Genomic DNA, 26759 nt, shown 5'->3' with positions numbered 1-26759 from the left:
ACCTATTGAAATTTATGCACTTAAGTGTGCTCGAATAGTCCGGGAATACTCGCATGAGTGCTGTTTTTAATGTTTAGTCTGATATAAATAAGACTAATCAAAACAAGTCAGAAATGGAGTGCGAATAATCATAGCAAAAAATAAGCATTTTCTGCTGAACTATTTCTATGATAATGATTTTATAGGAATCACAGGATGAGAATAAGCTGATTTATTTACATTTTATCTTGAATCAAATTCATCGTTGTTTATTTCAACTATTTAAAGCTATTGTGAATAATATGAAGGTTTTATTTAGATTTAAAAGTTATGAATAAAAAAATAAAAAATAAGTATTTGTAATAGACTTACTTTAAGTAAGTATAATTTGTATAAAAATTTAATTAGTTGAAGTTGAACTTAATAAAGGGCCATAAATAGAACAAAATGGTATCTGGATTTGCTCACCAAAATGGCGCACAGCATTTTTTATTCAATTGCTGAAAAAATCTGCGAGTTAAGCCCTATAAATTAAAAAATCATGAAAAAATAATGAGATAACGGGATTTTAAATTTAACTTTACAAGAGGGTTTAAGGTTCAATAGAGGATATATTAAGCAAGAAAATCATCAACATGGTTGAAAATTTATTTTTAAGTATTTATTTTAATCGAAGGTGATGATTATTAAGCCAAATAATGAGAAAAAAAGATCATTTACTATTTAATAAAAATAAATTCGCACCATTTTGATACAATGAAAGTGGCTTTTTAAGCAAAAGTAATGAAGAGTGTTTGAATATGGTGCATTTACATTTACACACAGTATAATAGTCTCAAACTAAAGTATCTAAATCTTCTATTCTGATAAAGAATTCAATATTTTATCTTTATTTTTTAAAGTTGGTATGAGATTTGCTTAATAACTGCCAACTACTAACACGCACTTAGCAGGTGCAACAAAAAATCATCGGAGCACAATGAGCATGGCGAACAAGGTCCTTCAACTCATCCAAGAAAGTGGCGCAAAATGGGTCGATTTTCGCTTTACTGATACTAAGGGTAAAGAGCAACATGTAACTTACCCAGCAGATACGATTGACGAAGATACATTTGAAGACGGTAAAATGTTTGATGGTTCTTCAATCGCCGGTTGGAAAGGCATCGAAGCATCTGACATGATTTTACGTCCAGATGCTGCAACATGCTTCCTTGACCCGTTCTTTGCTGAAGCAACGGTTGTTGTCACTTGTGACGTGATCGAACCATCAACTGGCCAAGGTTACGACCGTGACCCACGTTCAATTGCTCGCCGTGCAGAAGAATACTTAAAATCTACTGGTATTGGTGATACTGCATTCTTTGGTCCAGAACCAGAATTCTTCGTATTTGACGAAGTAAAATGGGAAATCGATATGTCTGGCGCGCGCCATACATTAATCGCTGAAGAAGCTGCCTGGTCTACAAACAAAGATTACGAAGGTGGTAACTCTGGTCACCGTCCACGTGTGAAAGGCGGTTACTTCCCAGTTCCTCCTGTGGATTCTTCACATGATATGCGTGCAGAAATGTGTGCGAAAATCGAAGACATCATGGGTCCTGGTCGTGTAGAAGTACATCACCACGAAGTTGCATCTTGCCAGTTAGAAATTGGTGTGAGCTTCAATACCATGGTTCGTAAAGCGGACGAAGTTCAACAGTTTAAATATGCTGTTTGGAACGTTGCACATCAATATGCAAAAACTGCAACCTTTATGCCTAAACCAATGGTTGGTGATAATGGTTCTGGTATGCACGTTCACATGTCTATCTCTAAAGATGGTAAGAACTTGTTTGCTGGTGATGAATATGCAGGCTTGTCAGAAATGGCACTTTACTTCATTGGTGGTGTCATCAAGCATGCGCGTTCATTGAATGCAATCACAAACCCTTCTACAAACTCGTACAAGCGTTTGGTTCCACATTTTGAAGCACCGATTATGCTTGCTTATTCAGCACGTAACCGTTCTGCTTCTATCCGTATTCCTTACGTATCTAGCCCGAAAGGCAAGCGTATTGAAGCACGTTTCCCAGATCCAATGATGAACCCGTACTTAGGTTTTGCAGCATTGTTGATGGCTGGTCTTGACGGTATTCAAAACAAGATCCACCCAGGTGAAGCTGCTGACAAGAACTTGTATGACCTTCCTCCTGAAGAAGAAGCGAAAATCCCAACAGTTGCTCATAGCCTAGAAATGGCGCTTGAAGCGCTTGAAGCGGATCACGACTACTTGTTAAAAGGTGGCGTATTCACTCAAGAAATGCTTGATGCATATATCGAACTTAAAACTGAAGAAGTACGTCGTCTTAATACGACAACTCACCCAGTTGAGTTTGACATGTACTACAGCCTATAATTCTGATCTGAATTTAAGCTTTAAAAAACCCGCGCATGCCGCGGGTTTTTTTGTATCATTGTTTTTGAAACTTCTTATTGTAAATATTATGGCGCAACGTAAAAAACACACCAGCTTTTATCCATGGATTGATCCTAAAGATCATGACAAAGGCTTTAAAATGAATTTTTCTGAAGTAACTTATGTTGAGGTCGGTCGCACTGTGGAAGGCTATAAGCAGGCAGAATTTGTGGCGCTAAAAAACCCAGAACTCGCTCTAGACTTTGATTATCCTAAAAGTTTCTATTTAAGTGCTGAAGGGATGATTCTCATCAAGACCCCGCAGGGCAAATTTGAAGTGATTGCCAAAACAGATAACTGTTAATCGCATTTGATGGGATATGATGGGGAAAGGGTGATGGCTGAGTTAACTCGGTTATTGCTAACATGATGTATGTATGAGATTAAAATTGATCAACTTAAACGAGTAGGGGACTTATGCAAAACAAGCGAGCATGTAAACGACAGGATAAACAGATTCCTGCTGAATTACGTGAATGGCTGTATGCATCAGGTTCACTCACGCAGCAACTGACAGATTTAGCGGATGGAGAATTCAAAGTACAGCCCATCCAAGAGCATTTTTTACGTTTAAGTTTTGCAGACAGCCAGTGGATGAATATGCCGCATCAGCATACCTCATGGGTGCGTGAAAGCTATTTATATGGCTGTGAAGCGCAGCCTTGGGTCAAAGCGAAAAGTATCTTTCCGATTTTAAGTCTGCAATCCCGTGCACGTATCTTTCAGCATATTGGTAAAAAGCCGATTGGCTGGTTCTTGTTTCAACGAACCAATCCAGATTGCGAGCGTCGTGTGATTCTGCTTGAAGATGGCTGGACACGGCAAAGTTGCTATACTTGGCATGGCTGTAAATTTATTGTTCAAGAGACTTTTTTACCTGCATTTGAACAATTTATTCAGCAAAATATTTCACAATAAAATATTTAACAGAAACTTGGTTAAGGACAGTCATGGACACTGCGCAACAAACTACATGGCCTGAGCGTTTAGCAGCGTATTACTATTTATGCCGTTTTGATAAGCCGATTGGCACAGAGTTGGTATTTTGGCCAACCATGTGGGCATTGTGGATTGCAGCCAAGGGCATCCCCGACTTAAAAATACTGTTGCTGATGATCTTGGGTGTGGTTTTTATGCGTGCAGCGGGCTGTGCTATAAATGACTTTGCAGACCGTAAAGTAGATGGGGCGGTTGCCAGAACCAAAGATCGACCTTTAGCGACAGGTGTGATTAAGCCAATAGAAGCCATCTGGGTGTTTTTGATTCTGGTTGCTGCAAGTGCCTGCCTGTTGTTCTTTTTGCCGGTAGAAAGCTTTTACTGGTCATTTGGGGCATTGTTTTTAGCATTTATATATCCCTTCATGAAGCGCTATACTAACTTGCCTCAGGTTTTTTTAGGTGCTGCATTTTCATGGTCTATTCCAATGGCTTATACCGCAGTGGGACAAACACCTGATTTGACCTGTTGGCTTTTATATTTTGGTAATTTGGCTTGGACAGTGGCATACGATACGCAATATGCCATTACCGACCGTGAATATGATATAAAAATTGGGGTTAAATCAACGGCGATTTTATTCGGAAAATATGACATTGAAATCATTTTGCTATTACAGGCAGCAAGTATGTTGCTGATGGGTACAGCCTTATACCGCGAGAATTTACTCCTTCCTTTTGGATTGATGGCTTTGCTTGTGGTTGTAGCTGACTTTATCTATCAGTGGACAAAAACCCGAGATAGAAATCCGCAACTCTGCTTTTGGGCATTTCGGCATAACCGTTGGGTGGGGCTGATTATTTTTGTCGGGATCTTTATTGCATTGCTTTAATTGTGAACCGGTCTGAAAGTTGAGTGTTATAAAAAGCATCTACTCAATTATATTTAGTAGATGCTTTTTTTATGCTTAATTAAAATGTTGTAGAGATGAAATGACGCAAAATAAAAAAGTGTGCATAAGATTTGAATAATACCGCTTTGTGCAAATTATTACGTTCATAGCTACTATAGTGAGCTGTATTTTGAAGGTATTAAATTTTCTTAGCTTGTATTTGATTTTATTCTGGCTAGTGATTATTTTTGTGTTGATTAGGCTAGCTTTGGTAGCCTGACTCTGTAGAAAAATAGGTTTTCTACAGGGTGGTTAAAGAATATCTTTATGCAGTTGTCTGACATTTGGAATTTCGGTATAGCGTAGTACCCGATAACCCGCTTCATGCAGCATATGGTCGCGAAATTTATCTTCTTCAACTTTGTATAAATGCGTTGGGTCATCTAACTCAATAATCACCAAAACTTGCAGCGATTCGTTGAGTAAAACGAAGTCAGTCACTTTGCGATTGAACAGGTTGCGAATTTTAAGGTTATGGCTGGTAATTAACGCGCTAAAGGCCACTTGTGCCAAGACATGGTATTGCGGAAAAGCTTCTTTTAAGCGAATGTACATTCTGCATTCATACGGCGTAATGACACGTTTGGGATAAAACTTTTTTTTGGTTTTAAAATATTGCTGAGCACACAGGATGATCAATGCAAGACTGGCAATAATACCAATAATAAGAAAGGTAGATGAACTGGAGTTAAACACGATAGGCATCTGCAGATAAGAAAAAACCCACTCAAGTAGAGTGGGTTTTTAGAATTTGGCTCTCCAACCTGGGCTCGAACCAGGGACCTGCGGATTAACAGTCCGTCGCTCTACCGACTGAGCTATTGGAGAATCTGATACGCATTCTATGTATCTAAGCTGAAGGGGTCAAGCGCTTATGTTTAAAAAAACCGTTAAAGTGAATTGAATGTTTTAAAAATAAGCTTATTGCTGATTATTTAAGTGATTTTATTAAATTTATATAATTTTCTTTACTTTTTAGGGGCTGTGCTTTACGGCATTCGTTGATTAATTTCATCAGCCCGGCTTGGGGGAGCTCAGGTTTAAGCTGTTGTTGAATGTGTTTTAAAACAGTTGGATTCTTTTGGGTTAAGTTGCGGGTGCAATCAAATAGGCGTTCATACATGAGCGCTGACGCCTGCTTTTTGTTTTTAGAATTTTGACTGCATTGAAAGACTGCGAACATAACAATAAGCAAAATAATCCATAAAATCATAGATTTTAACCAGGTTGCGTTTATAAGCTTTATTAAAATATTTTTATCAGCCTGAACATAGCTAAATTTTAATAAGCGAACAATAGATAAGGGAATAATCTACGATTTAAATAAGGACGAGGTGATTTAAAATTAGAGATTAAAAAAAGAGATGTTATAAAAAACAAATAAAAATTTGGCAAATAAAAAAAAGCCCACTACATGATGAGTGGGCTTTTTAGAATTTGGCTCTTCCACCTGGGCTCGAACCAGGGACCTGCGGATTAACAGTCCGTCGCTCTACCAACTGAGCTATGGAAGAATAGATGGCTCTCCAACCTGGGCTCGAACCAGGGACCTGCGGATTAACAGTCCGTCGCTCTACCGACTGAGCTATTGGAGAATCTGATGCGCATTTTAGGGATGAAAAGCCAAGCCGTCAACACGTAAATATAAACAAATGAATCATTTGCCTTATAATTATGCAGATATTCGCTAAAAATAAAAAAACCACCCTTTATGGGTGGTTTTTTATGCGTAAATAAAATTTATTTCAAATTTTATTTTTCAACGCCAGCTTCTTGGCCAGCATATTTAGCATTTGCGTAATCCCAGTTTACCAAGCTTTCTAGGAAAGTTTTGATGTAAGCAGGACGTGCATTACGGTAGTCGATATAATAAGCATGTTCCCAAACGTCAATAGTCAACACTGCAACTTTGCCGTGAGCAAGTGGAGTATCAGCATTTGAAGTTTTAAGAATAGATAAGTTGCCATTTACTTCGTCAGCAACCAACCAAGCCCAGCCTGAACCGAATTGAGTTGTTGCAGCAGCAGCAAATTCTTCAGCAAATTTTTCGTAAGAACCGAAAGCTTCATCAATTTTAGCAGCCAAAGCACCAGTCGCTTTGCCACCACCGTTTTTAGTCATACAGTTCCAGTAGAATGTATGATTCCAAACTTGAGCAGCATTATTGAAAACACCCGCTTTAGAAACATCACCAGCAACAGCTTTAATGATTTCTTCTAAAGTTTTACCTTCAAGGTCAGTACCTTTGATCAGGTTATTCAAGTTTACAACGTAAGTGTTGTGATGTTTGTCGTGATGGTATTCTAAAGTTTCTTTGCTGATGTGTGGAGCAAGATCTTCGTAACCGTATGGAAGTGCCGGTAAAGTAATCGTTGTCATGTTTTCAATTCCTTGCGTTTTGCTGGGTTTTGACATTAAGTGGCCTTATTGTAATGGATTCTTTGCCTAAATTGCGCATTGCTTATAAATAACAATACAGAATAAAGCCTGAATTTATACGTATAAGGAAAATGTCAAACCTTTAAATTTAAATTAAATCGGATTGTTTAATTCGAAGTAACTATACTCAATATCGAACTGTTCCGAAATAGCTTTTGCAAGGCGTTGTACGCCATAACGCTCGGTTGCATGATGTCCGCATGCGTAATAATGCACATTCAATTCTTTGGCTTCATAATAGGTGCGCTCACTGACTTCACCAGAAATGTAGGCATCACAATTTTGTTCAGCTGCTTTGCTGATAAAATCTTGTGCACCACCCGTACAGAAACCGATTTTTTGGATGGATGTTTTATCAGCAGGAAGATGAATAGCATTAAAATCTAAACGCTGCGATACATACAGCTTAAATTCTTCAGCGGATACGGGCTGTTTTAAATAACCGATATTACCAATCGGGTGACGTTCGCCTGGATCTAAAGCTTCAATACTTTCTAAAGCTAGAATATCCGCAATCGCCGCATTATTACCTAAAGTCGGGTGACTATCTAAAGGCAAGTGATAACCAACCAATGAAATATCATGTTGAATCAAGTTTTTTATGCGCTTGCCGCGCATACCGGTAATCGGGTAGGGTTCACCTTTCCAGAAGTAGCCGTGGTGAACCAACAGCAAGTCGGCACCTTGTTCAATTGCTACTTCAATTGCATCTTGTGATGCAGTCACTGCACACAAGATTTTATTTACATCGGGTTTGCCTTCAATTTGCAGACCATTTGGGGCATAGTCTTTAAATTCGTGTGATTTTAAGGTGTGGTTGCACCACTGAACAATCTCATTGAGCTTTGCCATAAATTTCTCAAAAGCCTAAATATTTAATATCATCAAAACATATTTTGAATTGTAACTAAAGCATCACAAAACTCTTGCACTATTTTGTGTTTCCTACTGTATTTCATTTTACAATGAAGCATAAATTACTTAGTCATCAACGAATTAAAATATTTTTAGAGGAAATTAACGTGCGTCGCACATTCATATGGTTACCTTGGGTTTTACTCATTCTGGTCACGCTCGGTTTTCTTGCATGGCAACAATACCAGCAGCCTAAAGCACCTGTTGCGGCTGATGGCGTAAAAATGCCGGTAGAAAAAGTAGAGCCTTTAGTTAGTACGACACGAACAGGCGGTATTGAGTCTTACAATGCTGCGGTTAAAGTTGCTGCTCCTGCAGTGGTGAATATTTTTACCACGCAGAAAGTGAATAAAACTGAACATCCTTTGTTAAATGATCCTGCCTTCCGTGAATTTTTTGGTGATCAAGTACCCGAGCAATTTGGCCAGGAACAAAATGAAAATAGTTTGGGATCAGGGGTGATTGTGCGTTCTGATGGGTATATCTTGACCAATAATCATGTGGTTGCGCAGGCTGATCAAATTGTGGTTGGGTTAAATGATGGGCGTCGCGCTGTAGCAAAAATTATTGGAACAGATCCTGATTCAGATCTTGCCGTAATTAAGATTGAACTCGACAAGCTTCCTGTTTTACCGTTTAAACTGAGTGGTAATGAAGTAGGCGATGTCGTTCTTGCTATTGGTAATCCCTTTGGTGTAGGACAAACAGTTACTCAAGGAATTATTTCTGCTATCAATCGATCGGATTTGGGCATCAATACCTATGAGGACTTTATTCAAACAGATGCGGCCATTAACCCTGGTAATTCAGGTGGCGCGTTAATTGATGTGGCGGGTAATTTGATTGGTGTAAACACCGCTATTTTCTCTCAATCTGGTGGTTCATTGGGTATTGGTTTTGCCATTCCTGCGAAAGTGTGTCAGCAAATCCTGAATTCAATTTTGAAAGATGGTCGCGTGGTTCGTGGCTGGTTAGGGATTAGCCTTATGCCAGTGCAACAGGAGAATATTCTTGAACCTAAGCAAACAGGTGTTGTCGTTGCAGACGTACTTCCTCATGGTCCGGCAGCCAAAGCGGGAATTCGAAAAGGCGACAAGATTATTCAAGTCAATGGAGAGCCGATTAATTCTGCTTCACACTTGATTAATTATGTAGCCTTGCAAGCTCCAAATAGCACCATTAAAGTTGAAGTGGTGCGAGATGAGAAACCCTTAACCCTGAATGTAGTGGTGGCTGAGCGTAAAGCGCAGAATAGCAATTCACAATATATTCCTTTACCTCAGCAATAAAACGACCTTTAGGTTCATCTATATTCAATTAGGTAAATAGATAAAAAGTGCATTTCGATGCGCTTTTTCTTTTATTGCTTGCTCACTATTTCATGGTGAATGCTTTATATTTCAAAAAAACGCGAGATAGGAATAGAGTGAATTAATATCAGATAGATATTTGCTATTTAATAAAAACAGGAGATTAGAGTAATTGTTTTTATGATGACTTAAATGATTATGAATTATTTAGGCAAAAAAAAAGCCCACTTTAATGCTGCGGACTTTTTCGTATTTGGCTCTCCAACCTGGGCTCGAACCAGGGACCTGCGGATTAACAGTCCGTCGCTCTACCGACTGAGCTATTGGAGAATCTGCATGCGATTATAAGGAGATTTTGTAGAGGGTCAAGCTAAAAATGTCATGATTCCTTAATTTTTGTGCTGTATGCTTTTTATTTAGACAAATAAATCAAAAACATTAAAAAAACTTGCACAGCCAAAATCGGCTTGTTAGATTGAATACATAACAGAGCGTTTGAATGAAAGTTCAAACAGTGTGGATTTAAAACCAACTTGCCAGCACTAAAATGGCTAAACAGGAGAAAGCGAATGCATACGCTGACGATTGCCGAAATTTTTTCAAATTTATCTTTTTATCAAGACAACTACCTTTCTATTATCCAAGATCCCGAGCGCTATCAGACTGCGGTTGAAGATGCTTATATCCAGGTGTGGCCTGTCGGTACTCAAGACTTATATCTGGGTGATTTGTTGCAGCTTTGGTTTAGCGATAAATGGTTAATTAATTCACCTTGTCAATTGCTTCTAGACAGTTGTTCGAATGGTCGTAAACAAGCTTTGCAACGTGATCATGATCTGTATTTATATCAGTTGAATGGCAGCGCTTTATCTGGACGCAATAATTCTAAAGTTTGGTCAGTATCGAAACAGAAGAAACTTGCTGTATCGCTTGATAGCGTGTTTAAATATTTATGTATTTATAAAGGAACGTCACGTCCGAAAGTGCCTTTCCCAACATTGACGAACTCATTTAAATCGGCTGTCTAATGATGATTAGATGCGAAGAGCTCAAGGTCACTTAAGGCGTGGTTTAAGCTCTATTCAGCTTTAGCATTATTATTTAAATTATCTCATTATTTAAATCGCATCTTTCGTATTAACGAATCATCATATATGTCGCAGTGGGATGTGCATAAAGTTTGCAGTTTTGATCCAATAATTGAGCTTCTGCAATGCCTAAATTTTTACTGATAGTAATGGTTTTGGCTACGGCTTTAAGTTCAGTATTTAAGGAAATCGGACGGCACATTTTAACATTTAGATCGATGGTTGTATAACTTGGGCCGGCCTCTAGCAGGGAAAAGCACAGCCAGTCACTGAATAAAACCGTTGCTGTACACTCTCCATAGAATTCAGATGATGTTCATCCGCTTTCACAAGGAATGTCACATGCCCCAGTTCAACTTCACTTGCTGACATAGGAATGGTTGTTGCCATTGAAGGCATGGGCAGGTTGTCATTACACATCTCTTGCATAATCTGCAATCCTGAAAGATTGTTGATATTCATTGCCTGTCCTTGTTGTTTTAAGCTTTAAAGTGGAATTTAAATTCTAGATGGATGGGTATTTAATCATCTATTAGAAATTGTATGATCGGAGTATGCGGAGCCTTTTGCTTAAGGTTAAAGCAGAATTATTAAAATAATAAAGCCAATAAGGAGTGCTGATGAAAGCAAGATGTTTATGCGGTGCGACTCAATTTGAAGTACAGCTCAGGAACCATGAAGTTGCGGCCTGTCATTGCTCGATGTGCCGCCGCCAGACGGGCGGGCCATTAATATCCATCGATGTAGAAAATATAAATTTTATCGACCAGCAGTATTTATCCGTTTTTAGCTCATCAGAATGGGGAGAGCGAGGCTTTTGTAGTGCTTGTGGCACATTCATTTTCTGGCGAACCAAAAATCATTCATTTGCCAATATTAACGTGTTTACTTTGGAGCAACCGCCGGAGGATCTGAATTTTAATTTAGAGATTTATGTGGATCATCAGCCGGCATTTTATTCATTTAATAATCAAACCAAAAAAATGACCGAAGCTGAGGTTGTCGCCATGTTTAATAGCAATCAATAAAAAATATAAACTTAAGCACTGATAAGGGAATTGGCTAAAAATATTAAAGAGATCATTTAAGCTGACGGTGGAAATATTTGATTCGCCCATTGAATGAAAGAATTTGATAAGTACAAAAAACCCGCGATTAACGCGGGTTTTTCTCTTAAAAACTTTCTTAAGTTTTTAAATTATTTTGCAGCTTTTTCAGCTTCGATAGAAGCAATCGCAGCGTCAACGCCTTCAATTGAATTAGCCGCTTTCTTGATACGAGCAAGCGCATCAACAAGAACTTCATCAGCAGTTGCGTAAGAAATACGCATGAAGCCGCCAAGACCGAATGCATCACCAGGAACAACGGCAACACCAGTTTCTTCCAGTAACCATGCAGAGAATTCTGTGCAAGATTTAAGACCTTTTGCACGAATCAATGGTTTGATGTTTGCATAGGCATAGAATGCACCATCAGCAGGCAAGCAAGAAATACCTTTGATTGCATTTAAGCCATCCATCACTAAGTCGTGACGACGTTTAAATGCTTCAATCATAGGCTCAAGCACGTCTTGAGGACCATTCAACGCAGCTTCAGCAGCAACTTGTGAAATTGAAGTTGGGTTTGAAGTTGATTGAGACTGGATTTTTTTCATTGCGCCAATGAGTTTAGCAGGACCTGCTGCATAACCAATACGCCAGCCAGTCATTGCATAGGCTTTAGATACACCGTTAAGCACGATTACGCGGTCATAAAGGTCGGGAGCAACAGTTGCGATGTTGTAGAACTCGTCATCCCAACGGATTGGTTCATACATGTCATCTGAAGCAACCATAACTTCTGGGTATTTACGAAGAACTGCAGCCAACGCTTCTAATTCAGCTTTGGTGTAGATCATGCCTGTTGGGTTAGAAGGGCTGTTAAGTACCACTAAACGGGTTTTGTCAGTGATGGCTGCTTCTAATTGAGCTGGAGTGATTTTGAAACGTTGTTCTTCACCACATTTAACTACAACTGGAACACCTTCAGCAATGATCACCATGTCTGGATAGCTTACCCAGTATGGCGCAGGGATGATCACTTCATCACCTTTGTTCAACAAGGCAAGTGCCAAGTTGAAGAATGACTGTTTACCACCGCAAGAAACCAGGATCTGGTTTGCTGCATAGTCAAGATTATTGTCGCGTTTAAATTTTGCGATAATCGCTTTTTTAAGACTTGGAGTACCGTCAACAGCGGTATATTTAGTAAAACCGTTGTTAATCGCAGTAATGGCTGCATCTTTGATGTGTTGCGGGGTATCAAAATCTGGTTCACCTGCACCCAAACCAATTACGTTTTTACCAGCAGCTTTAAGTTCAGCAGCTTTATTGGTAACAGCAAGTGTAGGGGACGGTTTGATGGCATTGACACGATCAGAGAGACGTACGTCCACGGCAGTATTCCTTCTTATAGGGATTAAAAAATAAAAAAGCACACTATCTTAGCTTAAAAAACAGGAAAAAGGGGTGTAAGAAATATACGATATGTAAAAAATATAATTTTATGAATCATTGTGTGCGTTGCTTTGGATTTAGTGGATCCGATTTTATATTTTTATAAGAATAGGAAATAACCCAATATACTTAATATTCAGGAATAGCTTTAAAATTTATAAGGCGAATGAATGAAGCATACAGCAGCCTAAATATAAAAAAGGCTACTTTGAAGTAGCCTTTTTTAAACATGCATTTTATATAAAATAATTACATGAAGCGGGATAAATCTTCTTCAGGACGTGCAGTGAGTACTTCAACACCTGTTTTGGTTACTAAAAGAGTGTGTTCATATTGAGCAGATAACTTATGATCTTTAGTCACAACAGTCCATTTGTCACCCAGTAATTTAGTTTGCCAAACACCAGCGTTCACCATTGGTTCGATGGTGAAAGTCATGCCTTCTTCTAGAATCATACCGGTATTTGGTTGACCGTAATGAAGGACTTGAGGCTCGTCATGAAATACAGTGCCAATACCATGACCGCAATATTCACGTACGACACTGAAACGTTCAGATTCAACATATTTTTGAATGGCATTACCGATGTCGCCAATGGTTGAACCGGGTTTAACCATTTCTATACCACGGTACATGGCTTCTTGGGCAACTTTACACAGGCGGTCAGCCAAAATTGAGGTTTCACCACCCACGATGTACATCATGTTGGTATCGCCGTGGTAACCGTCTTTAATGACAGTGACATCGATATTTAAAATATCGCCTTTCTTTAATACTTTGGCGTCAGATGGAATGCCGTGGCACACAACATGATTCACAGAGGTGCAGATCACATGCTGGAAGGCAGGGCGACCGGGCGCTGCACCGTAACCTAAGCAGGCTGGAATAGCATCTTGTTTGTTGACAATATAGTCATGACAAATCGTATCAAGCTCGAGGGTCGTCACACCCGGAACAACATGCGGTTTGATCATATCCAGAATTTCAGCTGCTAGTCGTCCCGCTACACGCATTTTTTCAATTTCGTCAGGGGTTTTAATGAGTCGACGTGGAGCTTCGTAAGTACTGTTCATGATCTCTAAAAACTTTTGGAAATTTGTATGTGACTATGGTATAAATAGCCGCCCATTTTATCAAATGCTTTTTCGTGAATAAATTTCACGGGCTTTGCTGGATGGGGCAACAAAATCCGCACATATATCGACACATTTCTCTGGGTGCTCTGCAAAGAGTGGAGAATGCGGATATATGGAGGCCTAACCCAAACTTTAAGGTATAGAAAATGGCAGATTACAACGTAAGCATGCGCGACCTTCTTCAAGCTGGCGCGCACTTTGGTCACCAAACTCGTTTCTGGAATCCAAAGATGCGTGAATACATCTTTGGTGCGCGTAACAAAATTCACATCATCAACCTTGAACACACTGTTCCTGCGTTAAATGATGCTTTGAACTTTGTTAACAATCTTGCTAGCAAAAAGAACAAAGTATTGTTCGTTGGTACTAAACGTGCTGCATCTAACATCATCCGTGAACAAGCGCAACGCGCTGGTCAACCATATGTTGATCACCGTTGGTTAGGTGGTATGTTGACGAACTGGAAAACGCTTCGTCAATCAATCAACCGTTTAAAAGACCTTCAAACTCAATCTCAAGACGGTACTTTCCTTAAGCTTACTAAACGTGAAGCTTTAGAGCGTACTCGCGAGATGGAAAAACTTGAACGTGCTTTAGGCGGCGTTAAAAACATGGGTGGTTTACCTGACGCATTATTCGTAATTGACGTTGACCACGAATCAATCGCGATTAAAGAAGCTAAAAACCTTGGTATTCCTGTAATCGGTATCGTTGATACAAACTCTAACCCTGACAACGTAGACTACGTTATTCCGGGTAATGACGATGCAATCCGTGCTGTTACACTTTACGCTTCTGCTATGGCTGATGCGATTCTTGCTGGTAAAGAGTACGCTCAATCACAAGCAAACGCTCAAGCGAAAGCTGAAGAAGTTAAAGAAGCTCCAGAGGCTTAATGCGTTTTGACGCAAGGTTGTCATTTTTGCGACATGTAATGGTGGCAAATTAAGCGTCAAGAAAGCAGAACGGCCCAGAGAACACTTTGGGCCGTTTTTGTTGAACAGATTCATTTTTCTACCGTATTTAGGAGAACAACATGACTGCAGTTACAGCAAGCATGGTTAAAGAATTGCGCGATCGTACTGGTCTTGCAATGATGGAATGCAAAAAAGCATTAACAGAATCGAATGGTGATGTTGAATTAGCGATTGATAACCTTCGTAAATCAGGTCAAGCAAAAGCTGCTAAAAAAGCAGGTAACATTGCTGCTGACGGCGCGATCACAATTGCTCAAGAAGGCAACAAAGCACTTCTTTTAGAAGTAAACTGCCAAACTGACTTCGTTGCTAAAGACGAAAACTTTGCCGGTTTCTCTGCTAAAGTTGCTGCTGCTGCTCTTGCTGCAAATGAAACTGATGCTGCTAAAATTGCTGAATTAAAACTTGAAGATGGTCACACTGTAGAAGAAGCGCGTATTGCTCTTGTTCAAAAGATCGGTGAAAACATCCAAGTACGTCGTGCAAAAATTGTTGAAGGCGAAAACCTTGCAGTTTACAAACATGGCTTAAAAATCGGTGTTGTTGTGTCTTACACAGGTGATGCTGCGACTGGTAAAGGTATTGCAATGCATGTTGCTGCGTTCAACCCCATTGCTGTAAATGCTGAAGGCGTATCTGCTGATCTTATCGCTAAAGAAAAAGAAATTGCTGAAGCGAAAGCATTAGAATCTGGTAAACCAGCAAACATCGTTGAAAAAATGGTGACTGGTTCAGTTGAAAAATACTTGAACGAAGTTGTTCTAGAACGTCAAATGTATGTAATCGACAACGACAAGAAAGTTGCTGACGTTCTTAAAGCTACTGGTACTACAGTTGCTCAATTCGTTCGCTTCGAAGTAGGTGAAGGTATTGAGAAGAAAGCAGAAATGAGCTTCGCTGAAGAAGTTGCTGCTGCTCAAGCTGCTGCAAAATAATATTAGCTTAATTTTTTAAGTTAAATTGTTTTGAAAAAGCCCCATTTGGGGCTTTTTTATGTATCTCTCTATATTTTTTCATATAAATTGAGTAAATTTATCTAATAAAAATAAGCTGTTAAAAAGCTTTAATTGAATATGCCTCATATAAAAAATCAATTGAATATAAAAAGGTAGAAGTAATGAAAGAAAAATTCTTTGCAGGGATTATATGTATTTTAGGTATTTTTTTAGTATTAGAGGGGTGTGGTGAGCGAAGTGATCAGGCAAAGTTGGCTGAGAGAGGCATTGAGGTAATGAGCCAGCCAATTACTGAGTATAATCAGCGCACGAAGCGAGGGGTCACCATGGGGTATGAGGTATCACCGACATTCCAGACCACTACAGGGCAAACCTATACCTGTCATGGCAATGTCAGTGAATCGATCATTAATCAATTAAAGTATAACCCCGTGATTGAAATTAAATATTTGCTGAATGACCCTTCAATTTGTGCGGTAGATCATGCGGAAACAAGCGGGATTTGGTTTGCAATATTGATTGGTTTAGGCATGGCCTTAGGGTCGGTTGCATATATCTATAATCGTTCATCACTTTAACTATTCTGCCTAGATTGAAAATGAATCTTATCCATCTAAGTAGGCCACATTTTAGGAAACTTCCGCTTGAGGTTCTATATCATGGTGGACTAAGGACATAAAAGTGGTCAGGTTGGGAATTTGTGAAACGGGCAATGCCAAAACTGTAGTCTCCCACATTTTTCCTTCAGCTTTTAATCTAAAATGACCTTGTTTCAGCTCAATACTCGATAGCGACTTATAAGGATAATCCTTATTTTTATAGGTAATACCTTGATGGTGAATAGTTAAGTCCTGGTCTAATTTTAGTTTTTTCTGAGTTGAAAAATGTTCCTGACTCACAGGAAAAATGATTTTTTGTTCAAGGTGAGCAATAAGTTCGAATAAAGCATCCGCATCATTCACATTGGCATTGATGCTTAACTTTTCTTTTGGGTTAATAATTTTGATTCCATAGTCATAATGGCGATATATCAAGAATAATGATGCAATATTTTTACGAATATAGATTCGTGATTCAGGCAGGATGGAAGTGGAGTTTTCCGTAATCAACGTTCGGGTAGTAATTTTCCGACCTGTTACACTCACTTTATAGCTAAACGATCGAATTGCCAGTGCAATGAGAACTACATAAATAATTCCCAACACAGTTTTTCCTTCAGGGGCATCAATGGAAAGCAAAATCATGGTTAAACCAATCAGCAAAATGATCCAATAAATTTTGCTGAGGTTGTTGGTACTAAATGTCATTTTATTATCCTTTAATATATTGGTTATTTTTATCAAGATTTATTTTTTTGTTTTAGCAGAAAATAATTCCTAATTCCATGAATTTTTTGAATTATTTTGGATAAAATTAAGGGTTTAAGAACCAGAGAAGAAGTTTTGCTTTTCGAGAAGATGAAGATTATGCATTGTCATCGCGGTTTTTATGGAGGGGATGGCTATAATCTCAAGCTGAATTTTCATGCAGAAAAAATGAATAGCAATAAAACAAATCTTGGTATAGGGGGTAATTATCATATTATTAATTGCGGTCTATTTCGGTATTGATTTAAAAGAGCAGCAGAACTCTTCCAATCAATCGCTCAGCAATTCAAAAGCACAAACTGAAATTTTCTCGAAAACAGAACATCAAAAAACATCTGTAGAATGGCAATCATTTAATTTACCCACTCAAAATGATGATCAAAAAATTATTCTGGAATTAGGTGGTGGGCAAACGATTTTAGTTGCACATAATATTGAGTTAAGCTCGCGTCTAGATGACTTGAAAAAAGACGAAATTGTACATTTTATGGTGAATACGAATACAGTGATCAAGGGGGGTAATTCACTGGACCCATCATGATTCACAAAAAAAGTCATGCTGACGGTTGGTTGAAGTATAAAGGAAGAACCTATCAATAAAGGTTCTTCGAAAGGCTAAAATGATGATGGTGTCTAAATCACTGTCATTTGCGATTTTTGGCGTTTTTTCCATTTAGGTATCAATTTACCTATATAGACATCCATGCACCATACAGGGCCAATAAGGAGGAATTGGAGGTCTTTAAGGAAAGAAGGCTTTTTCCCTTCGACTTTATGTCCATAAAACTGTCCGATCCAGGCCAAAACAAAAATTGCGATATAGAATCCGACACCTACAGGCAATATAAAAATAAGCCCCGCCATGACAACGAGTAAAGCGGCCATTGCAACCGCCAGTATCAGATCGAGACGTGCATAAAAGACAAAAGTTAAGACCAGGATCAGGGCGGTGAGTAATGCGCTGAAATGAGCAAGAATTCCAATGATTGAAAAAAGGATTGCGGGCACACAAACCCAGTGAATGGCTTTGTTGGTTTGGTCTTGATGACTCTCACTATATTCATCTAGCCATTCGGTTATTGTTTTCATCATCTACTCCAGCTGGATTTAAGTTGCATAGACTTATTTTTATTTAAATAAAATATAAACCAGAACGAGGGAGAGGTCAAAGTAGCCGATAGCTTAGCCTCGCTCACTTTAAATAAACAGAATATGTGGTTAAAGCTGAAACCTGATACCCGATCTATCATGGAGATTTAAGTTCTATATTTTTACATCGGGGATTTTGATAAATCTGCTGACCTTTCTTATAAGTGGTGAGTATTTTTATATCTTTAATTTTATTGCTGGGAACAGCTAGGGGGTTGTTGCTCAGGATTGCAAGTCAGCCAGTTTCCTTATTTTCTTCAAAATATTCATAAGCCGCCCAATAGCATCGTTCATCCAGTGAATTACGCCACCGGATGGGTTGGGTGCTTTGTAGGGATGTTGAGTACTTTTAAAGCTTTATGATTTACCGATGCGAGATTGATGCAGAATCAAGACTGGCTGATCTTTTAGAGATCTGATCGAGTTCTATTGCTATAGGATGGCGTTTTTCTTTGAGCTGAGCATCATCATAACCGTTGCCCATAACCCCGCCTGAGTTGCCTGAATAAATTCGGGGTTGTGCTGCTGCCAGCTTTTCATGGCAATAATTAGTGAGTGGATGTCGGTCACTGTTCCATCAGGGGGCGGATAAAGATTCGCAACCGTTTGTTATAAGCCGCCACTGTTGATATGACTATTTGCCTCAATGATACCCTGGATAACGGTACGCTGTTCTAAATCGAGCTGCTGTACTTGAGGGCACGTTTGTGTGCTTGTGCAATTTTTCCAAAAAACTGGCTATGCCTGCTTGCATCGGTAATGCTTCCACATAGGTCGGTTACATTCCCTTCAGGGTCAAAATGAGTCGGCCATACATCAAGAGAGCAGCAGACGCTTTTTTTGAACGGTTTATGTTGTGCTGTAGTAGGTAAGTTTCAAACTACAATAAGTAAAGTGAGGGGGAGTGAAGAAATGAGGTATTTGGCTATCTAGTGATGTGTGTGGTGTTTTTGGATTTTCAGCACTGTATTCATCCTCGACTCTTATCATTATTAATATACTGTATTTGTTAAACACCAATAGGAGGTTTAAAACAAATTTTTTTTCCGGCATTAAAAAAGCCACATTACGTGGCTTTTAAGTCAAATGTATTCGGAGGTAAGTACCATCTTATGAATTTGGACCATCAACACGTTCAATATTTACTTTTGCAGTACCTGCATTAGTAATACCTAACTGTTTCGCCGCACCATAAGACAAATCTAGAACCCGGTTGCCATGGAATGGACCGCGATCATTTACTTTTACGACAACACTCTTGCCATTGGTTTTATTGGTTACGCGAATATAGCAGTTCAACGGCAAGCTACGGTGAGCTGCAGTAAGGCCATTCATGTCGAATGTTTCACCACTTGCTGTTTTACGACCATGAAACTGGCGACCGTACCAAGATGCTGCACCTGTTTGGCTAAATTTACGAACTGTATTTGATGCAACAGTGTTTAGCTTTTCAATCACTGAAGGCTCGTCTTCAGGAATTTCAATTTTTGCTGCAATGGTTTGACGACGGATTTTATCGCCAGAACGCTCAGTGATTGAAAGACTATTTAAATTTGAGAAGTGTGAATTGAACTTTTGAGCGTCTTTATTAAGCACACGCGTGGCTAAGCGAGAGTTGTCTTGATCTGTATTGAATGATGACTGAACCAATTCCGCTTGAGACTGACTCAGGGCGAAAGTGGTCGTTAAAGCTAAAATATATTTAACCGATGAATGCATTATTAAACTCCTAAAGACTATTGATTTAATTTCATTTAAAAACTTGAAATATGAGCAATCCAGTCTGTTAATTCTCTTTTGCAACTACATTTGACGAGATGGATAATATTCATGCCATGCTAAAGCTGTCTACTCTTTAACTGAAATTATTACAAAAAGGACAGAAATAGAACGTTTTTCGGTTAAAAAATAATCAATATTGTAACATTATATTTAAAATGCCTGTTTTGTGCGCCATTTTGCACAAAAAAAACTTGACTTTATTTATTTTGAGTAAAATCCAGTCTTAACGACTGGCGATTTCAGTGCCTAATTGCCATACAGCGGTGGCATACATACGGCTCTTGTTATAGGTTGTAATCACTTGAAAATTTGGGTAAGTAATATAGTAAATTGGTGCATAGCTGTCTTGAAGCTGAATAATATTCACCATATCCAGATCATCTATTTTCACAATCGGATTTGTTGGTGTAACACCTTGATTCTTTAAGACTCCATAAGGAGTAGGTTGTTCCAGGTTTTTGGCGATAATCGATTCCGGATTGTTTCCGGTATAGCGTGCTGAAAAGCCAATTGGCTGATTACGTTGCCAGCCATATTGAGCCAGATAATTAGCAATCGAACCAATCGCATCTACCGCCGAATTTCTAAGGTCAATATGACCGTCAGCATCATAATCAACACCGAGCTTGGTAATGTTACTTGGCATAAATTGAGGGTAGCCGATTGCACCTGCATAAGAACCTGTCACTGAATTGGTTGGAACGCCATCTTTATATGACCATGCAATCAGTGCAGAGAGTTCATCTTGAAAATATTGTGCACGGCGTTCGTAACCAAAACCTAAAGTGGCCAATGCATCACGAGTGACAAAATTGCCTTTATTTGCACCAAAACCTGTTTCTACACCTAAAATGCCTAAAATCACCGATTGAGGCACACCAAACTGTTGTTCAGCCCGGTTTAAAGTATCGGCATACTGATTTTTAAAACGTACCCCGCGCTGAATGGTGCTTTCAGCCATAAAGTTGGTTTTATATTGATACCAAGGCTTACTTTCACCCGGGCGATTCATGATATTAATAATATTAGGCAGGTTTTTTGAGCCATTCATCGCCCAATCGACTTGTTCGCCACTTAAGCCATAGGTCTGCATGGTTTTTTGTTTAAAGCTGTTATAAGCAGGCTGATTGTAAAAATCATTGGCTTGACAAAAACTGGTGATAGAAAGTGCACCGAGAAGTAAAGGAAGACGTTTAATTTTGTTATAAAAGTTGATACTTAACATATTACTCAAAGTTCCAAAAACATAATCGATGTGTGTAAATTGACATCACGACGCTAAAAGCACGCATTACAAATATAAGGGTTGAAAATCCATCTCATGAAAGGTAACGGAATTTTTCAAGCGGTTAAGATAGCATTGACTGAGGTTGCATCAACAACTACATATACAAAAAAAGACAAAGATCGTAAGGCCATGCCTAAGATGGCGTATTTGAAAGCGGTTCTTTTGACTGTACTTTGCCGTTTTAAGCATAAGGACTAAAACAAAAGATCCGCTTACTTTTTTAGCCGATCAAGCCTTCTCTTTTACATCGTTTACAATGATACGGCCTATCAAAGCATCGAGTAAGGAATTTAGCAGAAATTTTGCTTTGTTAAGCGGTATTTGATTAAAAAACATCTGAATATATTGCCTGGTTGAACAGGTGTTTATTGCAAGCAAATCATCCGATATTTAGCTGTGATGCAAAATAATGTTCCCTTATTGCTTTTTGTACCGGATCTACAAAAAATTCCATAAGGAAGTAAAATATAGCGAGGACTTATTGCGCTTTATTCTTATTTTAGAATTAGAAAATCGCTTAGCTAAATGTCAATTTATCTATTGAATTTTTATCTTTATTATTACTGCTAAAAAAAGATGAAATGAATAAAAAATTCAGAGCTGGGTAAAGTAGTGTAGAGACTAAGATCTGGCCGTATTTAATTTCTCTCATCACTTTATATTGAAATAATCTATAGATAAATATAGAGGCAGAAAAAATAAAAAAAATTCTGTTTCTGAAATCTTCCTTATCCGCAACGTGCCTGTAACACATGATCCAGATAAATATCGATAAAGGTTAAATTGATTTATTCAGTTTATTTATTTTGGATAGCGAAATTTTGCCATAAAAAAACCCAGCTATTGCCAGGTTTTTTAGCATTTTTAAATGCTTAATTGAAATCTAAACATGAAATAAGGTGTCGTGATATTCTGCAAGTGCCAGAAGCTCAGCTTTGTTTAGGTTAGGAATGATTTTATCCACCGCAATATGCACGGCTTTAATCACTGCTGCAGAACCAAGATCCGAAGCTTTGCGCTTGATCATGCCTAAATCTAGGGTCTTGTTAAAGTCACTCATAAAATGACGCACGGTCGCTTCAGCAAATTGCTTATACGATTCGGTGAGCGCTGCCTTATTGACTTCATTACCAGCTTTAATTTCTGCATAGCTATGTTTAAGATTGGTCACCAAACTGGCATCTAAATGTTCGCCGACACGGAAATTCCCTTCCGCATCTTTAAATAAGCTTTTTTCAGAAAACTCAATTGATTGCTTAACCACATCATTTGAAGATTTACCCATCAACTGTTTCAACAAGACAGCAACGGTGGATTTGATATAACCCGCCAGTTTTTCAGCCGTCTCACGCTTATCGCTGGCCGGAAAACGATGCACGAGGTTGGTCAAGATACTATCAATGATCTCTTCATTAATCAGCAATGCTGTCTTGTCGCGTAAAGGATAAAGCGGTTCGCTGGAATTTTTCTTTTCCTGAGCGGTTTGAATACTGCTTAATAATTCTGCAGAAGGAATAAACCCAAAAAATGGCATGTTAAAAAACCTCAATGTTTTTCATTTTATTGTCGCGCCAAACGAATGGGGCGAGGCATCCATGTCGCATCCGATACACGGCAAGGATTAATATCTAATCCACCACGACGTGTATAAGCTGCATATACCATCAATTTTTCTGGCGCAAGGATTTGCCAGATGTCGGCAAACATCTGTTCCACACATTGTTCGTGGAAGCCATTATGCTGACGGTAAGAAATAATATAAGCTAAAATACTACGATAACAAGGTTTTTTACCCTGATATCGAATAAAAACTGTACCCCAGTCCGGCTGGCCAGTGACTGGGCAGTTACTGCGGAGTAAATGTGAATACAGTTGAATTTCAACTTCTTCACTATTTTCTGGCTCTAATTTTAATAAAGTTGCATCTGGATGACTCTCTAAACGTTCAGGGCTTAAATCATCAATACAGATGCCTTCAGGTTTGGAAATATCCAGATCATCTGCCTGAAATAAAGTCAGCGTGATCGGTGCACCTGCTGCTGCGGATAAATCTTTTTCAACCGTCGCAATAAAAGCGTCTTTTGAACCGAATTTGGTAAAATTCATACTATTAAAGTAGAGCTTGAGTGATTTGGATTCGATCAGGTTGGGTGAAGATGCCGGTAAGGTAATGCGGCCAATTGCAACCTGTGGAATACCTACTGAATTTAACCAGGAAATTTCAAAAACATGCCACCAGTCTTGACCTTGCTGAATGCCTTCAACATGGGCATATTTTTCACGTGCTTGAGCACGTGCAATTGGAAACAGAATATCAGGTTGATATTCTGTTGGATAATTAGTGTCTTTACCTAATAGAGAATGTTCTACACTCATTATTCACGCATTCCTGAACCACGAGAAAGTAAATAGTAAGCTATGCCATAAAGCGCTACGCAACATAAGCTAATGATACTCAATGAAACTGAAACATTGACATCACTATGACCTAAAATGCCGAAACGGAAGGCATTAACCATATATACGATCGGATTAATTAAAGAGAGATTTTGCCAAAATGGACTTAAAGCACTAATGGCATAGAATACACCACCTAAATAGGTGAGTGGAGTCAGCACAAAGGTTGGAATAATTGAAATATCGTCAAAAGATTTCGCATAAACTGCATTAATTAGTCCACCGAGTGAAAATAATAATGAGGTAATTAAAACGGTATATATAGTCACGAACCAGTTGGTGATATATAAGTCAGTAAAGAACAGACTCATGGCAGTCACAATAATGCCGACCAAGACACCGCGGCACACACCACCAATCACATAGCCCCAAAGAATCATATGCAGTGGCACAGGACTCATAATCAGTTCTTCGATGCTTTTTTGGAATTTTGCGCTAAAAAAACTGGAAGATACGTTGGCATAACTATTGGTAATCACCGCCATCATAATCAGGCCGGGCACAATAAACTGCATGTAACTAAAGCCGCCCATTTGACCAATGCGTGAACCGACCAAATTACCAAAAATCACAAAGTACAAACTCATGGTGATGGCAGGCGGTAACAGGGTTTGTGGCCAAATGCGCATAAAACGACGCACTTCTTTATGAACTAAGGTATAGAGCGCAACACTTAATTGATTGAAGTTCATTGCGCAGCTCCTTCGAGATTTTTTTCGACCATTTTCACAAACAGTTCTTCTAAGCGATTCGATTTATTACGCATACTGCGGACTTGAATGCCTTGGGCTTCCATAAGCTGGAATAATTCATTCACGGTATGTGCTTTGTCCATGGTGACTTCTAAAGTGACAGGATCGATTAAATTAAAACGCACCCCAATAATTTCAATATTAATGGGTTGAATCGGTTCAACTAAGTCGAATATAAAGGATTCTTCACTCAACTGATTCAAGAAAGATTTCATGGTGGTATCTTCTTTAATCACACCACGGTCGATAATAGCGATCCGACGACACAACATTTCCGCTTCTTCTAAATAATGTGTGGTTAGAATAATAGATGTGCCATTTTCATTCATTTCGGTGAGGAAGTCCCACATTGAACGACGCAATTCAATGTCTACACCCGCAGTCGGTTCATCCAGAATAAGCAATTTAGGTTGATGCATCATGGCACGGGCAATCATTAGACGGCGTTTCATCCCGCCAGAAAGCATACGTCCTTGAATGGCACGTTTATCCCAAAGACCAAGTTTTTCTAAGTATTGCTCAGCCCGTTGTTCCGCAATTTTTTTTGGAATGCCGTAATAACCGGCTTGAGTCACTAAAATGTCAAAGGTTTTTTCAAATTGACCAAAGTTAAATTCTTGCGGTACGACACCTAAACATTGCTTGGCTTCAGAAGGATTGGTGTCCAGATTGTGCCCAAAAATCTCAACCGTACCGGATGTTTTTTTGGTAAGTGAGCTGATGATACTGATGGTGGTTGATTTACCTGCGCCATTGGGTCCGAGGAGAGCATAAAACTCACCTTCAGGTACAGTTAAATTGATACCTTTCAGTGCTTGAAAACCATTTCGGTAAGTTTTAGATACGTCTCGCAAGGTCAATGCATCAGTCATGAAGTTCTCACATGGTGAATAGTATGAGTATTGTGAGTGATCTTTGCTAATAAACCAAGTAAATAAGGAGGAATTCTGTGTTGCAATTATGGAACATTGTTTAAAGTCTGAGCACTAAAAATGAAGACTTATATATAGTTGCTTTACCTTATGGTTTTTTTTGTTATGATGTGCACGCGCGCTCATAGCTCAACTGGATAGAGTACAGGTCTCCGAAGCCTGTGGCGTGGGTTCGAGTCCCGCTGAGCGCACCAAATCAATAGCTGAACATACAAAAATATAGTCTGAAAGCCTTTAAACACAAGGTTTTATAATAAAAACATAGCAGAACATAACAAAATAAATAAGGATATAGTTGCAAGTTATGAGGATATATATGAGGATATATTCGATTCTATCTACTTTTGTATCCTTATTCCGACTATGGCTAAGCACATAACACCTCTATCAGATTCCAAATGCACAAGCTCCAAGCCACAAGATAAAGATTATTCTTTATACGATGGGCAGGGCTTAATTCTGTTTGTACGAAAAAGTGGCACTAAGGTATGGCGATATAAATATAAAAAAGCCAATGGCAAAGATGGATTGATGACTTTGGGTAATTTCCCCGCATTAAGCCTAAAGTCAGCAAGGGATAAACGCCGTAGCTATGAGCAACTGCTAGCGCAAGGTACAGACCCTATCGAATATGAAGAAATCCAAAAGTATAAAAAGGACAATTCATTTAGTTTTGAAGCCATAGCCCGCGACTGGCATAAGGAATACAGCAATACAGGCAGATGGATACCTGATACCGCAAACAAAGCATTAAGAAATTTAGAGGACTATGTATTTCCCTTGATCGGGGACAAGTCTATTGATGATGTGAAGCCAAAAGATTTAGTTATGGTTTTGCGCTCAATTGAGGAAAAAGGATTTACAGAGGTACTCAAGAAAACAAGACAGAGATTTAGTGCCATTTTTGCTTATGCAATCTCAAGAGGTTTGTTAGAGGAAAACCCATCCTATTTTTTAAAGGACGTATTTGTTAAGACCAATAAGGCAAAACACTATCCACAATTACCACTTGAGCGACTGCCTGAGTTATTGCAAAGATTAAACAATGATAATGGCTATCCATTAACAAGATTATGCACGGCGTTTACCTTGCACACCTTTGCGCGTTCCAGTGAGGTACGTTTTTCTCGTTGGACTGAGTTCGACCTTAAAAAAGGGATATGGGCGATACCACCAGAGCGGGAACTCATTGAGGGGCAGAAGTTTTCTAATCGTGGTGCAAAAATGAAAACTGAACACCTGATACCTTTATCACCTCAAGTCATTTCCATTCTTAACGAGATTCATGTCTATAGCCACATGACTAAAAATGTATTTCCTAAGAATGGTGACCCTCAAGGCTTTATCAGTGAAACAACAATCAATAATACTTTGCGCCGTTTAGGTTATGAC

General features: G+C 38.8%; 25 protein-coding genes, 5 tRNA genes and 2 pseudogenes. 13 read left to right on the top strand and 19 right to left on the bottom strand.

The window, feature by feature from the left end; genetic code table 11:
- Positions 1–958: 958 nt before the first annotated feature.
- The 4 genes from glnA to ubiA all read left to right on the top strand — a co-directional run bounded on the left by glnA (position 959) and on the right by ubiA (position 4263).
- Positions 959–2374 (top strand): type I glutamate--ammonia ligase, encoded by a 1416-nt coding sequence (gene glnA, locus ACKI4H_RS06485; RefSeq protein ID WP_407304606.1) that lies wholly within the window; start codon positions 959–961, stop codon positions 2372–2374.
- An 88-nt stretch (positions 2375–2462) separates the two neighbouring features.
- The gene (locus ACKI4H_RS06480) at positions 2463–2738 is read left to right on the top strand and encodes a hypothetical protein (protein WP_407304604.1); all 276 of its coding nucleotides are present in this window, start codon (positions 2463–2465) and stop codon (positions 2736–2738) included.
- Between the two features lie 113 nt (positions 2739–2851).
- Positions 2852–3352 carry a chorismate--pyruvate lyase family protein gene (locus ACKI4H_RS06475; protein ID WP_407304602.1) on the top strand — a complete coding sequence of 167 codons (501 nt, stop codon included), beginning with the start codon at positions 2852–2854 and terminating at the stop codon, positions 3350–3352.
- A gap of 32 nt (positions 3353–3384) precedes the next feature.
- Positions 3385–4263: a 4-hydroxybenzoate octaprenyltransferase gene (gene ubiA / locus ACKI4H_RS06470; RefSeq protein WP_407304601.1), complete on the top strand. Its 879-nt coding sequence runs from the start codon at positions 3385–3387 to the stop codon at positions 4261–4263.
- A gap of 312 nt (positions 4264–4575) precedes the next feature.
- Here the strand turns inward: ubiA and ACKI4H_RS06465 are convergent, their stop codons facing one another.
- The 7 genes from ACKI4H_RS06465 to ACKI4H_RS06435 form a co-directional block, all read right to left on the bottom strand.
- Positions 4576–5019: a DUF2726 domain-containing protein gene (locus tag ACKI4H_RS06465; protein ID WP_407304600.1), complete on the bottom strand. Its 444-nt coding sequence runs from the start codon at positions 5017–5019 to the stop codon at positions 4576–4578.
- 56 nt (positions 5020–5075) lie between these two features.
- Positions 5076–5151: transfer RNA gene (locus tag ACKI4H_RS06460), tRNA-Asn, on the bottom strand.
- A 103-nt stretch (positions 5152–5254) separates the two neighbouring features.
- On the bottom strand, positions 5255–5536 hold the full coding sequence (locus ACKI4H_RS06455) for a hypothetical protein (RefSeq protein WP_407304598.1): 282 nt from the start codon (positions 5534–5536) through the stop codon (positions 5255–5257).
- Positions 5537–5761: 225 nt separating this feature from the next.
- Positions 5762–5837 (bottom strand) — tRNA-Asn (locus tag ACKI4H_RS06450).
- A 5-nt stretch (positions 5838–5842) separates the two neighbouring features.
- Positions 5843–5918 (bottom strand) — tRNA-Asn (locus tag ACKI4H_RS06445).
- A gap of 157 nt (positions 5919–6075) precedes the next feature.
- A complete protein-coding gene (locus tag ACKI4H_RS06440) occupies positions 6076–6702 on the bottom strand; it encodes a superoxide dismutase (protein ID WP_407304597.1) in 627 nt (208 codons plus the stop codon).
- Positions 6703–6855: 153 nt separating this feature from the next.
- Positions 6856–7614, bottom strand: coding sequence for a Nif3-like dinuclear metal center hexameric protein (locus tag ACKI4H_RS06435; protein ID WP_407304595.1), 759 nt, complete (start codon positions 7612–7614; stop codon positions 6856–6858).
- A gap of 170 nt (positions 7615–7784) precedes the next feature.
- Here ACKI4H_RS06435 and ACKI4H_RS06430 point away from each other — a divergent pair, with 170 nt between their 5' ends.
- Complete coding sequence (locus ACKI4H_RS06430; protein WP_407304594.1) at positions 7785–8966, top strand: trypsin-like peptidase domain-containing protein; 1182 nt, start codon at positions 7785–7787, stop codon at positions 8964–8966.
- 275 nt (positions 8967–9241) lie between these two features.
- On the opposite strand, the gene ACKI4H_RS06425 is transcribed toward ACKI4H_RS06430, so the two are convergent.
- Positions 9242–9317, bottom strand: a tRNA-Asn gene (locus ACKI4H_RS06425).
- 239 nt (positions 9318–9556) lie between these two features.
- On the opposite strand from ACKI4H_RS06425, the gene ACKI4H_RS06420 reads away from it, so the two are divergent.
- Positions 9557–10015, top strand: coding sequence for a hypothetical protein (locus tag ACKI4H_RS06420; RefSeq protein WP_407304591.1), 459 nt, complete (start codon positions 9557–9559; stop codon positions 10013–10015).
- A 109-nt stretch (positions 10016–10124) separates the two neighbouring features.
- Here the strand turns inward: ACKI4H_RS06420 and ACKI4H_RS06415 are convergent.
- Positions 10125–10537 (bottom strand): annotated as a pseudogene (locus ACKI4H_RS06415) (PaaI family thioesterase).
- 158 nt (positions 10538–10695) lie between these two features.
- On the opposite strand from ACKI4H_RS06415, the gene ACKI4H_RS06410 reads away from it, so the two are divergent.
- Positions 10696–11103 carry a GFA family protein gene (locus tag ACKI4H_RS06410; protein WP_407304589.1) on the top strand — a complete coding sequence of 136 codons (408 nt, stop codon included), beginning with the start codon at positions 10696–10698 and terminating at the stop codon, positions 11101–11103.
- 170 nt (positions 11104–11273) lie between these two features.
- Here ACKI4H_RS06410 and ACKI4H_RS06405 read toward each other — a convergent pair whose 3' ends face one another.
- Positions 11274–12509 (bottom strand): pyridoxal phosphate-dependent aminotransferase, encoded by a 1236-nt coding sequence (locus tag ACKI4H_RS06405; protein WP_407304586.1) that lies wholly within the window; start codon positions 12507–12509, stop codon positions 11274–11276.
- A gap of 310 nt (positions 12510–12819) precedes the next feature.
- Positions 12820–13644, bottom strand: coding sequence for a type I methionyl aminopeptidase (map, locus tag ACKI4H_RS06400; protein ID WP_407304583.1), 825 nt, complete (start codon positions 13642–13644; stop codon positions 12820–12822).
- 209 nt (positions 13645–13853) lie between these two features.
- Here map and rpsB point away from each other — a divergent pair, with 209 nt between their 5' ends.
- From rpsB to ACKI4H_RS06385, 3 genes are all read left to right on the top strand, one after another.
- Positions 13854–14603 (top strand): 30S ribosomal protein S2, encoded by a 750-nt coding sequence (rpsB, locus tag ACKI4H_RS06395; RefSeq protein ID WP_067724130.1) that lies wholly within the window; start codon positions 13854–13856, stop codon positions 14601–14603.
- A 140-nt stretch (positions 14604–14743) separates the two neighbouring features.
- On the top strand, positions 14744–15619 hold the full coding sequence (gene tsf / locus ACKI4H_RS06390) for a translation elongation factor Ts (RefSeq protein WP_407304580.1): 876 nt from the start codon (positions 14744–14746) through the stop codon (positions 15617–15619).
- Positions 15620–15801: 182 nt separating this feature from the next.
- Positions 15802–16218: a hypothetical protein gene (locus tag ACKI4H_RS06385; protein WP_407304578.1), complete on the top strand. Its 417-nt coding sequence runs from the start codon at positions 15802–15804 to the stop codon at positions 16216–16218.
- Positions 16219–16269: 51 nt separating this feature from the next.
- Here ACKI4H_RS06385 and ACKI4H_RS06380 read toward each other — a convergent pair whose 3' ends face one another.
- A complete protein-coding gene (locus ACKI4H_RS06380) occupies positions 16270–16947 on the bottom strand; it encodes a DUF6585 family protein (RefSeq protein WP_407304576.1) in 678 nt (225 codons plus the stop codon).
- Positions 16948–17212: 265 nt separating this feature from the next.
- Here ACKI4H_RS06380 and ACKI4H_RS06375 point away from each other — a divergent pair.
- A pseudogene (locus tag ACKI4H_RS06375) lies at positions 17213–17607 on the top strand (DUF3465 domain-containing protein).
- A 33-nt stretch (positions 17608–17640) separates the two neighbouring features.
- Here the strand turns inward: ACKI4H_RS06375 and ACKI4H_RS06370 are convergent.
- The 7 genes from ACKI4H_RS06370 to ACKI4H_RS06340 all read right to left on the bottom strand — a co-directional run bounded on the left by ACKI4H_RS06370 (position 17641) and on the right by ACKI4H_RS06340 (position 25307).
- Positions 17641–18096: a DUF962 domain-containing protein gene (locus ACKI4H_RS06370; protein ID WP_407304575.1), complete on the bottom strand. Its 456-nt coding sequence runs from the start codon at positions 18094–18096 to the stop codon at positions 17641–17643.
- Between the two features lie 1170 nt (positions 18097–19266).
- Entirely contained in the window at positions 19267–19875 is a 609-nt protein-coding gene (locus ACKI4H_RS06365; protein WP_407304572.1) for a septal ring lytic transglycosylase RlpA family protein, read from the bottom strand.
- Between the two features lie 286 nt (positions 19876–20161).
- On the bottom strand, positions 20162–21163 hold the full coding sequence (mltB, locus tag ACKI4H_RS06360; RefSeq protein ID WP_131318637.1) for a lytic murein transglycosylase B: 1002 nt from the start codon (positions 21161–21163) through the stop codon (positions 20162–20164).
- A 946-nt stretch (positions 21164–22109) separates the two neighbouring features.
- Entirely contained in the window at positions 22110–22760 is a 651-nt protein-coding gene (locus tag ACKI4H_RS06355; RefSeq protein ID WP_407304569.1) for a hypothetical protein, read from the bottom strand.
- Positions 22761–22786: 26 nt separating this feature from the next.
- Positions 22787–23602, bottom strand: a complete 816-nt coding sequence (gene queF / locus ACKI4H_RS06350) for an NADPH-dependent 7-cyano-7-deazaguanine reductase QueF (protein WP_407304566.1) — start codon at positions 23600–23602, stop codon at positions 22787–22789.
- The gene (locus tag ACKI4H_RS06345; protein ID WP_131386640.1) at positions 23602–24375 is read right to left on the bottom strand and encodes an ABC transporter permease; all 774 of its coding nucleotides are present in this window, start codon (positions 24373–24375) and stop codon (positions 23602–23604) included. Before ACKI4H_RS06345 ends, queF begins: the two co-directional genes overlap by 1 nt.
- A complete protein-coding gene (locus tag ACKI4H_RS06340; protein ID WP_407304564.1) occupies positions 24372–25307 on the bottom strand; it encodes an ABC transporter ATP-binding protein in 936 nt (311 codons plus the stop codon). Before ACKI4H_RS06340 ends, ACKI4H_RS06345 begins: the two co-directional genes overlap by 4 nt.
- A gap of 178 nt (positions 25308–25485) precedes the next feature.
- Here ACKI4H_RS06340 and ACKI4H_RS06335 point away from each other — a divergent pair.
- A tRNA-Arg gene (locus tag ACKI4H_RS06335) sits at positions 25486–25561 on the top strand.
- A gap of 169 nt (positions 25562–25730) precedes the next feature.
- Positions 25731–26759 (top strand): tyrosine-type recombinase/integrase (locus ACKI4H_RS06330; RefSeq protein WP_407304561.1); only part of this gene is annotated, 1029 nt, incomplete at its 3' end.

The sequence above is a fragment of the Acinetobacter sp. genome (genome assembly GCF_045628685.1).
Taxonomy (GTDB): domain Bacteria; phylum Pseudomonadota; class Gammaproteobacteria; order Pseudomonadales; family Moraxellaceae; genus Acinetobacter.
Note: the sequence above shows the minus strand (reverse complement) of the source record. Positions and strands in the feature narration are given on the sequence as shown.